Here is a 16948-nt window from a genome sequence, read left to right as displayed (position 1 = left end):
TTTAGTCTAAACTATAAACCACAAAAAAACCGTCCCTTTAAAGAGACGGTTCTAAATATTATTATCAGCTAATTAAGCCGCTAATTTTTCATCCGTTTTTTTTGTTACTCTACCATATACAATTAAAGCAATTGCTGAAACTGCGGCAATAGCAACAAAATAGTACCATATGTAATGAGCGTGTGCCGAAGCAACTTCCCATTCAGCTCTTGATTCATACAAGCTAGGATCAGGACAATATTTTGTCAATAAAACCCCAGATAAACCAAAACCTAAAATCGACGACACAAATGAATGCAAGTGACTAAAGCCAAGATACATTCCCTCTTCTCCCTTTGGAGCTTGTAACGAGAAAAACTCTAGGAAACGAGGTGAAATAAACGACTCAGCCAATCCCTGGAAGATAATTCCGATAATCATCATAAATGCAACAGGGTGCATGCTAAAAAGTCCTAAATCAATCGATTCAACATTAAGTAAATTTCCTGCTGCCATACAAAGTGCAGACACAGGCATAATAAACATACCAACTGTCATTGAAAACAATGCTGATCGTTTCGCCATTAATGAAGTAATTAATCCAACCGATAAAACAACTACCAGAGGATTAACATTGGCATACCATGAAGGAGAAGCTCCTTCACCTGCCATACGCAATACATATTTAGGCATGGTTGCGTACAATTGATGCTGTACCATCCAGAATCCGGTAACAATCAGAATTAAGGCAACCAATCTTCCATTGGATACAACTCTGATTAGTGCGGCCCATATTTCGCTAATAGATTTCCCCTCTCCTTCACGCTTCGTGCTTTTGAAAAAGAAGAAAACGGCTAATACGGCTAGAAAAGTCATCCCTGCCGAAAAGTAATTTAGGTTAACCAAACCTTCATTTCCCATGGCTTCACGTAATGGTTTCACAATGGTTTTACCTGAGAATGAACCGATATTCACCATCATGTAAAAGATAGAAAACCCTCTGGCTCGGTTCGACTCCGTAGTTTCCTTTGCGACTGTTCCTGTGATAACAGATTTAATGAAAGATCCACCAATCATTATAACAATAACAATAGGTACAATCATCCACTTCCAGTTGGTATTCTCCAATCCGGTAAAAACAGTTACATCAGTATATTTAACTAAACCAGCCGATTCCAACATGGTAGGTAAGACTGCAAGCCCGGCATATCCAATACTCAATAAACTAAATGCCAATAGCAATGCTTTTCTAAAGCCCATTTTATCCGCTAAGGCACCACTAAATGTAGGTAATAAATACAATCCTGCAGAAAAACCACCAGAAATAAGGGCAGCTTCGATATCAGTAAATCCCAAGATACGGGACAAATAAATCGTAATTACTATAAATACACCATAATAGGCAGCTCTTTCTAAAAGCTCTACCGAATTGGCAACCCAAAAGGCTTTGGAAAAGCGTTCCTTCACCTTACTCACCTGTTCAACACTCATATCAATTCTTTGTTTAGTTTTATTTTAAGGTATAGTTGTTCTTACTTTCAGCGCGTAAAAATAGATTACACATATGGATTACACAAGTAGGGATTATCCTATTTTATTAAATTGAAATTGAGTATTAACAATAATAATGCCTATAATAAAAAAAGCTATCGAGAACGATAGCTTTTTTTATTATATTTTGATATACATTAATTTAAACTTCCCATAATTTCATAGTAGCTTCCACATCCAATGCTTCTGCAAGAATTGAAATGGGATGCATAACTTTACTTGTGGTAGACATCTCGATTTGCCACTTACAGGTTTCACAATCGGTAGCAACAAAATCCACATTTGAATTGTCTATTTGATTGAAAAGAGGCTTTCCAACTTCTTGGGAAGTTTCATAGTTTTCTTTTTTAAATCCATAAGTTCCAGCAATTCCACAACATTGTGATTCCAATGGTACAAAATCTAATCCTGGAATCATACGCAATAGCGAAGTTGAGTATATAGACCACCCCAATTTCTCCATATGACATGGTGTGTGATAAGAAATTCGTTTCTTGTAGTTCTTTTTGAAAACAAGCTTTAGCTTTCCGGTATCAACTAAACGAAATAAGAAACGAGTAGCCAATTCACTTTCATCACGAATTTCCTTATTCTTTACTCCTAATAAATGCGGATATTCATCTCTGATTGTGAAAATACATGTTGAGGATGTAGATATTACTGGCATATTCTTCTCCACAATTGATTTCTTAAAGGCCTCTACATTGTGCTTCGCCTGTTTGGTAGCTTGTTTGATAAGTCCATTTGAAATTAATGCCACTCCACAACATTTTTCTTTTTCAAGAAGATGAACACCGTAACCAGCAGCATTCATTATTTTAATTAAATCTTTACCCAATTGAGGAAAGTTATAATTCACATAGCAACCATGAAAATAACTTACATGCTTCTTAAATTCTTTCTGTTTCTTTTCTGCATATTTGCGATACCAGCTTTCGAATCTTAAGCCAGTGTATTTAGGAAACATACGATGATGATCAATTTTCAGCACACTATCCATTATGCGTCGAACAGGCTTAAGTGCTACCATAGGATTAACAATAGGAGCAAATGTACTCGCCATAGTTCCAACTATATCGGTATTGGCCAAAATCATATCCCTAAACTTAGGCTTTTTCTTACTATGCTTAATACGTGCCATTTGGATAATATCTCCAATTTTCACACCATGTGGACAAGCAACCTCACAACGTTTACAGTTCAAACATAACTTTAAAGCCTCATCGTAAAAACCTGGATCCTTCAAGCGCATTCTTTCCCCATCAGGTCCTGATTGCTTAGGTCCTGGATATTCAGGATTTACTTCCAAAACAGGACAATACACGGTACAAATCGTACATTTTACACACTGCTCAAAATTATTATCACTTATGTTGTATGGTTCAAATATTTCCTTTTTCATCGTCCTGCTATTTTAAAATTTGCTCAACAGTATGAAGAGATGTCAATACACTAATACCAGCTCCACTACCTTCCTTTAGAGGGTTTGCTCCTCCAAGTACAGAACCTGCTACATATAGATTTTCTATTGACTGACCATCCATTAATGCACGAAATTTATCATCGGTTTTCACTCCATAATGCATATAAGGCTGATCGTTAAAAAACTTCTCATCAAGCCAATTGTTCCGATCAGAATCTCCCTCTATATCCAAACCAAAAATTGGCTCGTAAAGTTTGTTATGTGTTGCTACAATCCCTTTACTGTAAAAACTTCCGCTAGCTAAAATAAATTGATCTGCTTCCAATTTTATATCATCGTGATTGTTGGTCTTAATATCTAATAAGCGATTATTATCGAAGGTGCCTCCTTCTACATTATCGCCCATAAAATAAGTACCACCCAAATCCTGAAATCTTTGTCGAAGCATTATTTGACTTCGCACACCAGGAACCGAAGGTGGTATAGCAGGAAGCAATACCAAGGGCTTATTTATCTTTTGGTTGAGTTTTTCCACAACATTTCTATTGAACAAGCCAAATACCGCTGGAAGAATTACCACTTCAGTAGTTTCGCTAAGTAGATTTACCTTTTCAGCAAATTCGTCAATAGCATTTCCCTTATCAAATTCTTTCGCAATATTTGTGGAACGCATTTCACTTGGGTTTTTTCGAATCGCTTCAAACTGCTTCATCGAAATATTCTTGATTTGAGCATCCACCTCTAACTTTTTAAGACCATCCTTAATAAATAGAGTATGGAAATCAAGAAATCCACTGAAATTAAGAATTACAGCTTTATTCCATGGAAAATGATCTTTGTGATCAAAACTTGTAAAATCATCCAATGTAAGCCAAGTTGGTTTCATTATGCCCATTGGAGTTAATACAAAATGATTTCTATTTGCATGTCCTGTAAAACTTAAACCTGCCCGAATTAATAAATGCAAAGCATCATCTGTTAAACGCTCTATATTTTCAAGCCCAACACGCTGATAAGGATGTTTTTCAGATAAAAATTTCATTCCCTCTAATGGGTTACTCACGTCCTCTCCATTCACCTTTCCTAATAAATCGAATGAACCAGAAAAAAAATGAATAGCACTCTGACCCGATGAAACAATAGCACATTTTTTACCCTGCTCCGCCAATTTAATTCCACAAGTGAGCCCGCTCAACCCACCACCTATTATAATGTTATCGAATTTCATAGTAATTGCTTAATTGTTTTCTGGTTTCAATCCATAAATCCCTTCATAAATCCAGGAAGTAAACTGAACTTCATTAATTGTATCTCCCCAGGCAATTGGCGACATTCCCTTCCATCGCTCCTGAAGAAAATTTGCCAAATCATCTTTTGCCTTACCCGCTTCTTCTAGTGAATCACAAAGAAGACCTGCTGCCCGACAAGCACACAATTCTCCTTGGCATGTTCCCATTCCAACACGAGTACGTCGACGCAAATCAATTAAATTATTCACATGCAATTCATTTATCGCATATTTGACCTCACCTATTGATACTCCCTCACACTCGCAAACCAATGAATCATCATTGCTCCCCCCATTAGATGTTTTGTGAGCCAGAGAGCCATGTCGATCCTGTGCCGATTTCTGAGCAATACTAGAACTGGAATAAATTTTTTGCGAGGCATTTTCCAGAGATAAATCACTCTTTTCTGATCCTGGCAAAGGCTTATCAGCAGTCTCACATTTTTTATCAACTGAAAGTTTTTTACAGATCAAATCGGTCGCTTCTTCAGCCATTAACCTATATGTCATCAACTTACCACCTGTAATAGTGATAAATCCCTCTAGTCCATCCCGTTCTTTATGATCTAACAATACAATTCCACGGCTAATACTTCTTCCACTTGGATCATTATCTGCTGCAACTAAAGGACGAACTCCTGCATAAGCACGTAAAATACGAGTTGTTGCCAGTGATGGAGAGAGCTTCACTCCTTCACGTATAAGAACGTCTACATCCTCCTTTGAAACAAACATATTATCTATTTGATCATATGGGATACGTTCAGATGTGGTTCCAATCAAACAAATTGTATCTCCCGGAACCAAAATATCCGCGTTAGCTGGCTTTCTACATCTATTTAGTACCATTTTATTAACACGATGACCAAAAATAAGTAGCGATCCTTTCGCTGGAAACATATTTATATTAACTCCAGCAAGATTTGCGATATGATGTCCCCATATTCCTCCAGCATTGACTACTACTTTTCCGTAATAATTTACTTTTTCTTTCTTCTGATGATTAAACAACTCCACACCACAAAGTCTATCTTGCTCTCGAACAAATCCAGTTACTTCGTGTTGGGTTAAAAGATCAGCACCGTGTATTTTTGCATCAAGTGCATTCGACATGGTCAAACGAAATGGATCAACCGAACCATCCGGTACTTGTACAGCACCAATTAAATCAGGATTAACCGAAGGCTCCATACGACGAGCCAATTCAGGATCGATTATTTCAGAGCTAATACCTGCACTTGAACAAGCCTCTACAAATTGAGACTGAAAAGTAATATCATCCTCAGGAAGTGTAAGAAATAATCCGTTATTTTCTTCAACACAATGGTTTGCGATTCGGCGTAAGATCATATTTTCCTTAATACATTCCGATGCCGATTCATGATCAGTAACAGCATATCTAGCTCCACTATGCAATAATCCATGATTACGCCCTGTCGCTCCTGTAGCAAAATCATGACGCTCCACAAGAAGTACACTCAGTCCCCTCATTGCACAATCACGTGCAGTTCCCGCACCGGTAGCACCACCACCGATAATTATCACGTCATACTCTTTGGATTTATTCTTGTTCATGATCAATTCAATTTTATCGATACTTTTCAATCAGTTCATTACAATTCTATCTGACTTTTCGATACAAATGTAATGAAAAGTACATAGTAATGCAAAGTACATACCTTTTGTATGTATTTTGTATTATATTGGATCTGCTCAAAAGATAAAAATTGGTTCGAAACAAGTTTCCATCCATGCAAGCTCCAACCGCTTCAATCAATCATATAACACTAATTATCTGCCTCTTAAAGTCCGTCATCTCTCTTCTCATCATAAGGAAGGTTTAATTATTCTATTGCTTTAATAATATCTATTCTAAATAGCACTTAAGAGGAGAACATGAGAATTAATTGTTTAATTGAGCTATCATTTTAAATATGGCAATCTACTACACAAAAAAAGCTGTTGTATCCAACAGCTAATCATTCTTCTTAATAAACCAATTTAAGGAAATTTTGATCCTTTCCCATTTTAACATTATTTAATAGATCGTATCCTGTCAATATTTGATAACCAATGTATTTGATATAGAACTTTTTTCTTACGTTTATTTTAATTAACTAAATTCAGTCATACTTAACCCTTATCATTACAACAATAAAAACCACTCCCGGATTGGGAGTGGTAAAACCATTAATATATCTAAATTTAATTTTATGATGAATCTCCTGAGTAAAACTTGCAAATTCTAAAACATGTGCTCCATACACAGCACTCATGCTTAACAAGAAACTATGAAAGTTGAGTTATCAACAAACAGTAACTATGCATTTAGAAGTTGCATTGTTAACCACTAACATCCTAACAATTACTCAAAGAGAAAGATCAATTTGTATTAACTCATATTGTACATTTAAAATTTAACTAATTATATTTTCTCACTATTCTTGCCAATGCTAGAGCTACGCAGAAATAAAACAAAGGCTGTATTAATAATGTTAGAATCATTGACATGAATTCCATATAATCAAAACAATTATCTGCAACTACATAATGTCCTGTTCTAGAAAATAGAGAGAATATTGCGATTGCCAATATCAACCACGCTATAAAATTTAAAGCATCGGGTAATAGATCATATTTTTTCTTCATCTTTTTTGTTTTAAATTATTTAATACTACTTCACAACACCTTATAAAAAATGTCCTCCACTTATCAATAGGTATCAGAAAATTCTTTTAGAGAAGACAATAATTACATCATTACTCAACACCTGTTATTTTTGTAGAAAATCGGAAATCTGCTTATATAAATTCTTATAATGAATTTGAGTTTTAAAATCCCCTTTATTCATATTCTTTTTAAGCAACTTCACAGCCTTTTGCAATTCATGAAGATATATAGGATTCATATTTGCCTTTACATCCGCCTCTTTCCCTGGACGTACAAGTGATTCCAATTCTACATTCATCTTTTCCCATGGATAAATAACATTTTCCTCATCCATTGAAAATGATCTCTTTTTTAATGACGAACCAGAAAAATACCCTGCATCGGTAAGCAACTGTTTTATGTATGTGTATTGCAAAGTTCTCTCGTAAAAATTCAAATTTTCTCCCTTTTTGGTTAATGCAAAAGTTCGATCAAATAAATCATCCATATATTCCAGTACCGAATAGTCATTGTTTGGGTTTTTCTTTTCATCCCAACTTAAATGAACCGTAATTTTGGAAGAAAACAAACCTTTAGTAATGATTCTAGTATATTCACCTAATTTCATATCATCAGGTCTAAAACAATCCACAATCTCATTGTCCAACAACCAATTAGGCATATCTCTTAAATTGTTAAAAATAAAATCCAAAGCATATCGTTGCTCTTTCTTACTCACTAATACACTTGCTTTACGGTTTTCTCCTGCAACTGGCTCATAAAGATAGTATCCACCTAGATATGCATCCGCATGTCCCATATATCTTCTAAATTGCTTAAAGATCTCTCCGTATAATTCCTTCATTCTGGAATAGTCCTTATTAGGTGTGGTAGTCCACTCCTTTAAATGCTTCATGGTATACTTTAGGTTTTTCATACCATACTCAGCAGCTTTTACTGAATTGTCTCCCAAATCTTCAGATTGAGAAGCCGGATCTATCTTATCGAAGAAAAATTGCTGTGGACCATAATGATACATTGGATCGTTTGCTTTCTCTAAAATCCATTTATTTAAAGTTTCATACTCATCCGCTGCAGTTTTAGCTTCGAATATTGGCTTATATCCCCACTTTATTGCATAATAATCATAAACTCCCATATCTGGTGGAGTTAGACGAACCCCCTCATCACCAGGCTGAGCTACATAATTGTAACGAGCATAATCCATAATAGATGGGGTTGTCCCGTATTTTTGAGTAAAAGACGCAGAACGTAACGAATCTACCGGGTATGAATGAGAAGCTCCCATATTATGCATTAAACCTAAAGTATGTCCAATCTCATGTGCTGCAACATATCGCAATGATTTCCCCATAAGTTCGGTAGGAAAAACTTCTCCTCTTACCTGCGGATCTAAATTTGCTGTTTGAACAAATCTCCAATTATGTAATAATTTAATCACGTTGGAATAATATAACACATCACCCGTTATGATTTCACCTGAACGAGGATCAACCCATGAAGGCCCCATGGAGTTTGCTACAGTTGTAGTTACAAAACGGTAGCATGAATAACGAATATCGTCTGGATCAAAGTCAGGATCATTTTTAGGATACTCTTTCGCTACAATTGCATTCTTAAATCCAATAGCCTCAAAAACAGGTTGCCAATCTTCAATCCCTTGCATGATATACTTTCTGAATTTTTCAGGAATTGCAGTATCAACGTAATAGACAATAGGTTTTATAGGTTCTACCAACTCACCATTTTTGTATTTTTCAAGATCTTCCTTTTTGGGCTCAATATTCCATCGATTGATGTATCTGATTCTCTCTACTTTATCTTTATTCTCATCGAACACTATCTTTCCTTCTGTAAAGAAACCCAATCGAGAATCTGAAATACGTGGTTTCATAGGTGTTTTTGGCAACAATATTATTGAACGAGTTAATTCTGCAACAAAAGGTGCATCATCAACTGTATACGCCAATCGACTCCGTACATTTATATTTAAAGGAAATGACTTAGAGCTTAGTATACCAGAACTTTTAGCATCATACGTCCCACTCATAGGTGTTTTGCCAAAAATGATATCAAGGATACTTTTCTTTTTAAATGGATTCAATTCTTTTTCATCGGAACTGAAAAACTTAGTCATATCAATAACTGTAGCCAATGAATCAGGAGAAAATGCCTTAATGCTAAAGGATTTCATAATTGGATTCAGATAATTTCGCTGCAAAGATTTATAAGTATCCGAATTTTCATCGCACACGTTGTCGGAATTCACAACATGCATATAAATTTTTTCCGCATCCTTCGAGAACTTTATCAAAAGAGGCTGTCTTGGCATTTGCCCGGCTACTATCTCCTTATTGTTCGAAGTTGCTGAAACTCGGGAAGCTAACAAAAACTCACGTCCTAACAGACTATCAGGTATTTCAAAATACAATTTTGTGCCTTTTGTATGTAATTGAAATAAACCATTTTGCGATTCAAAATCCTTTAGTAAATCGCTATACGACTTCTTCTCTTCTTTTTTCTCTTCTTTATCATCGTCTTTTTTCTCCGATAATTTCTTTTTTAAAGCATCGAATAGTTGTGCTTGCGTTGTATTTACACTGGAAATGCAAAGCATTACACTTAGTAATAATATATACCATCTCATAATATAAAATTTATTTATTTGAGTTTAGTTGATTGTCCCTCAACAGTTTTAAAATTTCTGATCGTTAAAAAAAAGGCAATATTCTTCCAGACAGATAAAAATCAGTCGGCTTAAGAAGTCTTAGCAAGAAGAAATTAACTTCTCCTTGCTAATTATTATTTGTTATTTATTTTTATCGCCTATGGATTGAATGTCAAAATCAAATTCTTTCTGAATATGGTTGATCAAAATATTGTATTTATCTTGGAGTTTAGGATACCCTTCCATCATTACAGTCATCTCTTCTTTGGAATGAGAAAGTATTTTTTCGAAGAATTGTTCTACATCTACCTCTTCATCCGGAGTCCAAAAATAATAACCCCCATTAGGTTTACCATCTTTATCCGCCCAAAATCCATAATTTTTAATATCTATTTTTGAATTGTCCTCATTCTCGCTTAAAGTTTTTAGGTTTACATGATAGTATCCCTCAGAAGGCTTATAAAATGAGGAAGGAATTATCAACTTATCATTAGCTCTCAAATACCCCATCCAAAAATTATAATTAATAGCAGCTTTGGATTGATTAAAATCTTCATCGTTAATATTCACAATACCATCACGTATTTTACCAACAGCGATATATGCTGTGCCTGATTCGGAGAATTTATCCAATTTACCGCGAGAACCCGGTTCATTTATCGAATCAGCTAACATAATTTTGGTTGGCAAATATTGCTTTTTAAAATCTTCAGAATACAATCCAAACAGTACATTTTCAACATGTTGAATTCCCCTAAATAAAATCTCTTTATCTTTTTGTTGAGCAAAAGTCACCTCCTTTTTTATACTAAAATCCCATTGATAATCTAAGGTATCATATTCATATGTAATGTAAGATCCATATTGATTGTAAAATTCATAGATATAATGATCCAAAGGTTCAGAACTATCTACTGGCTTTAAATCATCAATACCAAGTTCGGAGCTAATGCTGTCTTCATTATAGCAAGAAGAAAGACCAATTGCTAAACAAAAAACTATTGCAGTAATGTATCTATTTTTTTTATTCATAACTTCTGTTAGTTTTCAGGATTTCTTTCCGGTCTATCAATATTTTTTATCTCTTTATTATTTGTAGTTACAGCAAATGGCAACGGTAGTGTATATGCCGGATCGTCCTGCTTAAGAACATAAGTTTCAATAACATCATTCTTTTTATCTCGGATAAATACATGTGTTATGCTAGGGCGATCCCACCTTCTCAGGTCGAACCATCTATGTCTTTCAAAACAAAATTCCATTCTTCTTTCTTCACGAATAATATTAATGGCTTCCTCTTTTGTAGTAGCCTCACGCATATAATCCGCTGAAGAAAATCGATTCGATCTTAATTTATTAATATCCTTCATTGCCTTATCAATTTCACCAGATTCGGCATAAGCTTCCGCTCTATTCAAATACAATTCAGAAGTTCGCATGGCAAAGCCAAATACACCTGTAGTTTCGCCACTGCCATTTTTTTTGGGCAAACCGCTTTTGAAGAAGTTTTGCTTTCTTAAATCACCCGAAACATACAAATTGCCAAGATCATCAGATATGGGAAAATTTGATTTGTAAATATATCCACTACTATAATAAGGTGTCACTTCCTCCCCATAAGAAAATATTATTTCCGGATTCTTATAGTTAATAAACCTGTCGGAAGGATTTTTACTATTTAAATCGTAAAGAGCAGATTTATTAGCTAGTGCCAAATTTGCAAATTTAATCGCCTCGGTATATTTCTTTTGATACAAAGCAACACGTGAAGCAAAAAGATATGCTGCATTAATATTTATCTTAAAATTATCCTTTTCCTTATTTGAGGATAAAAGTAAATCGATAGCAGTTTCTAAATCCTCTTCAATAAAGCTGTAATTTTTGGCAACAGAAGATCTCAAAAATTGCTTATCCTCCATTCCTGTTACATCATTAATCGGCACTCCTAAATCGATACTTGCAGTTTCCTGATTAAAAGGTTGCCCATAAAGATTTACTAGCATAAAGTAATTCCATGCTCTTAAAAAATGAGCTTGTCCCATTACATCCTCTTTATCTGTCAAACTTCCACTAGCATCAGGAAGATCCTCTAAAGTCATATTACAAATCAAGATGGAATGATAGTACCACTCCCATGCATCATCGCTATTACGAGCTCCTGAGATAGCCATTTCCGGATCAGCTTGCCAAGCATAATATCCATATGCTTTCTCCCTGGCATCTGAGAATCCTCTGGTTTTAGCATAGCTTTTCACATCATCTGTCATCAAATCCAGATATTTAGCCACCATATCTTGAGCCCTCATATAAGCTTCACCGTATAATAGCTCATCATATTCCTGCACCGTTTCGGGTATAATTTTATCTTTAGGTATTTCTTCAAGAAAATCATCGCAAGAAGAAAACAACAATAAAAACAGTATTGTATATATATTATATCTCATCATTATTAGTATTTAAAAAGTAACATCAAAACCAAGCGTATAAGTAGGAGTCATCGGTATTGCTCCGGTGTTCTTTGAGAAGGAAATTTGCTCAGGGTCTCTACCTCTTAATTTTTTATCTTTTAAGGTCCAAACATTACTAACCTCTACTCTAAAATTTGCATCCGACACATGTAGTTTATCGCAAATATGCTCCGAAAAAGAATGTTTTAACGAAAGAGTTCGAAGTCGTAAGTAATCGCCAGAAGCAACTCTTAAATCTGACTTGTTGTACATTTCCCATTTATTTTTAGCTATTTCAATCTGTCTTCCATTACCAAATATTGAAGGCGTCATATCAAGCGGATCGTTTGACAAAGTAGGTATATTAGTATGTTTCTCATCGCCTGGTTTTCTCCATCGATTCACAAATACATCATCCATGTTTTGTTGTGGATTGGGCAGATGTTGTCCTGTACTTTCGTAAAGTGGATTTAATCGAATATCTCGTCCTAAGCTATAGAAGAAAATCGCTCCTATTGACCATTTTTTATACCGTAGTGTAGTCGAGAAACCTCCTTCTATATCCGGCGTTCTTTTACCTGAAAAAGCAAGCATCTTTGCATACATTTCTTCCTTTGTTATGCCATCGGTTTCCTCTATGTCTTTATAGGTTGGTAAGCCATTTTCATCGAGGCCACCAAATTTATAGGAATAAAATGAGTTTAATGCCTTTCCAGGGATTACTGCATTGCCAGATAAATACTCTTCATAGGTCAAATCAGAGGTTCCTGCATCGGTAACCGTATTTATGTTCCTTCCTCCATTCACTGATAAATTCCATGTAAAATTCTTGCTTCTTATTGGGGTCATATTGATATTAATATCAAATCCTTTATTTTCAATATTCCCTGCATTTAAAGTCATTGAATTGCTTCCTGTGGTAATAGATACATCGCGAGACACAATCATATCCTCTCCTTTTTTCTTATATAAATCAACATTTCCACTAATTCTACCATTAAAAACAGTAAAATCTAAAGCCAGGTTGTATGATTTAGTTTTTTCCCATCTTAACATAGGATTGGGAAGCATATCTAATGTTGAAACCAAGTGCCCCGAAGTTGCATCACGTGAACCAAGATTAACCAATAAATTAGGGCTTGCATTACTAGCAATATTTCCTTGAACTCCGTAGGATCCACGTATAGATAATTGATTCAACCAAAGCATATTCTTAAACCACTTTTCATTGTGCATATTCCATCGTCCGGAAACAGACCATACTGGTAAGAACCGATTGTCTTTATCCTGTCCAAATTTATTTGATCCATCAGCTCTAATATTAAAATTAGCAATGTATCTGTAATCGTAAGAATAGGTAAAGGTTCCATAAAAGGACATTACATTTGTTAAACGATCAGTAATGACATCCTTAAATCTCTCAACCCGTTCTCTATATTTAGGAAATTTAATCATATCTGCATCTACAAATTGATTTCCCCGATCGGGAAGATATCCCATTTGTGTAGTCTTAATTCCATCGTATTGAGAAGAACGAAATTCAGTACCTACCGTAGTACTTATTTCATGTTTATCAAAAAATGTCTTCTTGTAATTCAAATCCGATCGTACCGAATAAGAAGTGTGTTTTGTATCATCATTCGTAATCTGACCTCCATATGGTAACTCGCACTGTCCTGTGTAAAAATGATCATCTAAATTAGTCGGGAAAGGATCACCCAAATTCAAATATCTCAAACCAGCGGCAATATGTGTTTTATCATTAAACCATTCCTTTTGATAAGTATTACTTCTATTAAGACTAATCACACTTCCCAATCGTAAATCTGGCAACAATTGATAGTTTAAATTAGCAACAAAATTGAGGGATTGATTTTCAATATTACGCCCTGAATTATCCAATTCATTTAAAATATTAAATTGTAAAGGAACATCATGTCCTTGAGATTTATTATAATAAGACAAGCTACCATCCTGGTTATGGCTTGAAATAGCTCGAGAGGTTTGGTAAGCATATTGGAAAGGATCAATGGCGGAATGCTGATAATTTCTTTCACTGGCAGATACCCTCAATTGCAAACCAACATTCAGTTTTTCTGTTAGTTTACTATTAATTTTCATTGTAGCATTGTATTGCTTCAAATCATTGCCCTTAAAGGTGCCATTGCTATTGGTAAATCCTCCTGAAAAATAATAGTTGGTTTTCTCGTTGGCGCCAGAAATGCTAAGGTTGTGTTTTTGTGAAACAGAATTTCGAAATAAAATATCCAGCCAATCTGTATTTTGCTCTTCAAAGAACTTTACCTTCTCAAGAAATTCAGTGTAACTTATTTTTTTCGCATAAAAATCGTACAAGGCTCCCTCATAGGATACATGAGCAGGAGGCTGATTATAAAGCAATCCTCTCTCCACTGCTTCCTTTGATACATCAATTCTTTCTTTTGAATTCATCCTATTCAAATTTTTATAAGAAGGACGTTCATTAAAAGTAAAATTTGTTGAGTATTGGACTTTCGCCGGTCCTATTTTTCCTTTTTTCGTAGTAATAACAATTACACCATTGGCAGCTTTAACTCCGTAAATAGCTGTGGCTGAAGCATCTTTCAATACATCAATTCGTTCAATATCTTCTGGATTTAGTGAAGAAATCGCATTACCAATCAGGTTTATATTATCCAATGAATTCAACTCTGTTGGAGATAATGGAACCGGATCTTCCAGAATTACACCATCTACCACCCAAACTGGCTCACGATTGCCTGAAATAGAAGAAGCTCCACGTATTCTAATTTTAGGAGCTACACCTGGAGTCGAAGTGTTGTTAACGACGGATAATCCTGCAATTTTCCCCTGCAGCATATTATCAACCGATAAGGCTCCTCCTTCTTTAATTTGCTCTGCATTAACGGTAATAACTGAAGAAGAAAGCTTTCGTTTTTCGATTTTCTGATAACCTGTAACTACAATCTCCTTCAATTTTTCTGCAGCCGATTGTAAGGTCACATTTATTTCTGTTTTATCTCCGAGAGTAATCTCCTGATTGATCATCCCTACAAAGCTATAAACCAACACTTCTGCCTTCTCAGGTACTACAATCTTATATTTACCATTTACATCAGTTGTCGTTCCCAAAAAAGAACCCTTAACTATAACTGTAACTCCAGGAAGAGCCAATCCATCATTATCAATGACTTTCCCGTTAATAGTTTTCTTTTCTTTTTGCTCTTTGAGAATAGGCTCTGGTACTCTGTCAACAACCATTATCACCTCATCCTGAAATTTACATTCCATATTCGTATTCTCAAAGATCGCATCAAGTACTTTATCAACTCTCTTATCTGTAACATCAATATTGATAGCATCCAATTCAACAATTTTATCTTCGTTGTAGATAAAACAAAGACCTGTTTGAGTCTTGATTTCATTAAGTACATCTAAAATCTCAGCGTCTTCAAACTCAAAACTTACTTTCTGATCTTGAGAATAAACTCCAGCTGCTGCACTTAAAGAGAATGCCAATGTTAAAAAGAACACCAATTTCATTGCCAATAGGATTTTTAGCCATCTCCGTTTCGGGAAATGCACCAATAAATGGTTTTTTTTCATAATTTTGTATTGAAATGAGTTAACATTTGAATAGAAACCTCCAAGAATCTATTCGATTATTTAATTCTAAACGGAAGGTTCTGCAAAACCTTCCGTTTTTTTATTTATATATATTATTTTGCCATTACAACAATTGTATTATTATTAATTTCAAATTTTGCATCTGATGTTTTCTGAATGAAATACAACAACTTTCTAACATCAGAATATCGTTTCATGTCTCCTGAAAAACGAAAGTCTTTACACTCCTCGTTCATATAGAAAATTTTAACATTGTACCAACGTTCCAAACGTAACATGATATTTTCCAAACTTTCGTTTTCAAATACAAAATCTCCATTCTTCCACGCGATATAAGGTCTTACATTCACCTTTTTAATTTGCACCAGTCCAGTTTCATGATTTACCACTCCTAATTCTCCAGGTTTCAATTTAAATTCTTTAGCTCTCGAATTAGCTCTTATTCCAACCGATCCTTCCACCAACACCGTCTTTATCACATCATGATTGTATGCATTTACACAGAATTCTGTCCCATAAACCTTTACTTGCTGATTATAAGAATTCACAATAAATGCCTTATTCTTGTTATGAGTAACTTCAAAATAAGCTTCTCCTTTCAAATACACTTGTCTGTCGTCACCATTAAATTGTACAGGATATTTTAATTCAGAATCGGCATTCAACCACACTTTAGTTCCATCCGCCAATTGTAAATTGAATTCATTCCCACGTGGAACTTTTAGGGTATTGTAAATTAATTTCTGAGTTTCACTTTGCTTTTGATCATACTCCAAACCTGTTAAAGAATCTATTTGAATTAAAGAACCATTTTTTTCCTTTATCTCTTTGCTTTGATTCTCAATCTCAACTTTCTTTCCATTTGATAAGATTAGTTGAGCTCCTTTTTTACCGGGTTGAATTGGTAATAAGGATGCAATCACTTCTTGATTTTCCTGATATTGATTCCAAAGTAACGGTGTAGATATACCGAATAAGATAATAACGCTTGCCGCAACAGCAATATAAGTGAAGTAACGAACCTTGGCAGATAATTTCTTCTCAAATTTCTTGAACTCTTTCTCCGAATCAATTTGTGTAGATTTTAAACTCCATCGAGTATAAATTACTTTCCGAAGTATTTTCTCGTATATTTTTCGGTTTACATCTGATTCATTTATCCATACTTCTATAGTTATTCGTTCAGATTCTTTGAGTTCATCCGAAATATAATCGATTAAGTCTTGATATTTTTGATCGCTAATATTCATTTGTACTGGTATAAAAGTGTAGTTTCACAACAAGTACAAGTAAAA

Annotated in this window: 9 protein-coding genes; all 9 read right to left on the bottom strand. The window is 34.7% G+C overall.

Annotated features, from left to right (window positions below; all coding sequences use genetic code 11):
• Nucleotides 1-72: 72 nt before the first annotated feature.
• A complete protein-coding gene (locus GCQ56_RS04960) occupies nucleotides 73-1470 on the bottom strand; it encodes an MFS transporter (protein WP_152733263.1) in 1398 nt (465 codons plus the stop codon).
• A gap of 202 nt (nucleotides 1471-1672) precedes the next feature.
• Complete coding sequence (gene glpC / locus GCQ56_RS04955; RefSeq protein ID WP_152733262.1) at nucleotides 1673-2932, bottom strand: anaerobic glycerol-3-phosphate dehydrogenase subunit GlpC; 1260 nt, start codon at nucleotides 2930-2932, stop codon at nucleotides 1673-1675.
• A 7-nt stretch (nucleotides 2933-2939) separates the two neighbouring features.
• Complete coding sequence (glpB, locus tag GCQ56_RS04950; protein WP_152733261.1) at nucleotides 2940-4181, bottom strand: glycerol-3-phosphate dehydrogenase subunit GlpB; 1242 nt, start codon at nucleotides 4179-4181, stop codon at nucleotides 2940-2942.
• Between the two features lie 9 nt (nucleotides 4182-4190).
• Nucleotides 4191-5816 carry an anaerobic glycerol-3-phosphate dehydrogenase subunit A gene (gene glpA / locus GCQ56_RS04945; protein ID WP_152733260.1) on the bottom strand — a complete coding sequence of 542 codons (1626 nt, stop codon included), beginning with the start codon at nucleotides 5814-5816 and terminating at the stop codon, nucleotides 4191-4193.
• Nucleotides 5817-7014: 1198 nt separating this feature from the next.
• Complete coding sequence (locus tag GCQ56_RS04940; RefSeq protein ID WP_152733259.1) at nucleotides 7015-9558, bottom strand: zinc-dependent metalloprotease; 2544 nt, start codon at nucleotides 9556-9558, stop codon at nucleotides 7015-7017.
• Nucleotides 9559-9720: 162 nt separating this feature from the next.
• Nucleotides 9721-10611 (bottom strand): hypothetical protein, encoded by an 891-nt coding sequence (locus tag GCQ56_RS04935; RefSeq protein WP_152733258.1) that lies wholly within the window; start codon nucleotides 10609-10611, stop codon nucleotides 9721-9723.
• Between the two features lie 8 nt (nucleotides 10612-10619).
• Entirely contained in the window at nucleotides 10620-12026 is a 1407-nt protein-coding gene (locus GCQ56_RS04930) for a RagB/SusD family nutrient uptake outer membrane protein (protein WP_152733257.1), read from the bottom strand.
• A gap of 9 nt (nucleotides 12027-12035) precedes the next feature.
• On the bottom strand, nucleotides 12036-15632 hold the full coding sequence (locus tag GCQ56_RS04925; protein WP_152733256.1) for a SusC/RagA family TonB-linked outer membrane protein: 3597 nt from the start codon (nucleotides 15630-15632) through the stop codon (nucleotides 12036-12038).
• Nucleotides 15633-15745: 113 nt separating this feature from the next.
• Nucleotides 15746-16903, bottom strand: a complete 1158-nt coding sequence (locus GCQ56_RS04920; RefSeq protein ID WP_152733255.1) for a FecR family protein — start codon at nucleotides 16901-16903, stop codon at nucleotides 15746-15748.
• Between the last annotated feature and the right edge of the window lie 45 nt (nucleotides 16904-16948).

Source organism: Marinifilum sp. N1E240, from assembly GCF_009295825.1.
Lineage (GTDB): Bacteria > Bacteroidota > Bacteroidia > Bacteroidales > Marinifilaceae > Marinifilum_A > Marinifilum_A sediminis.
This window is presented reverse-complemented; position numbering and strand designations above follow the sequence as displayed.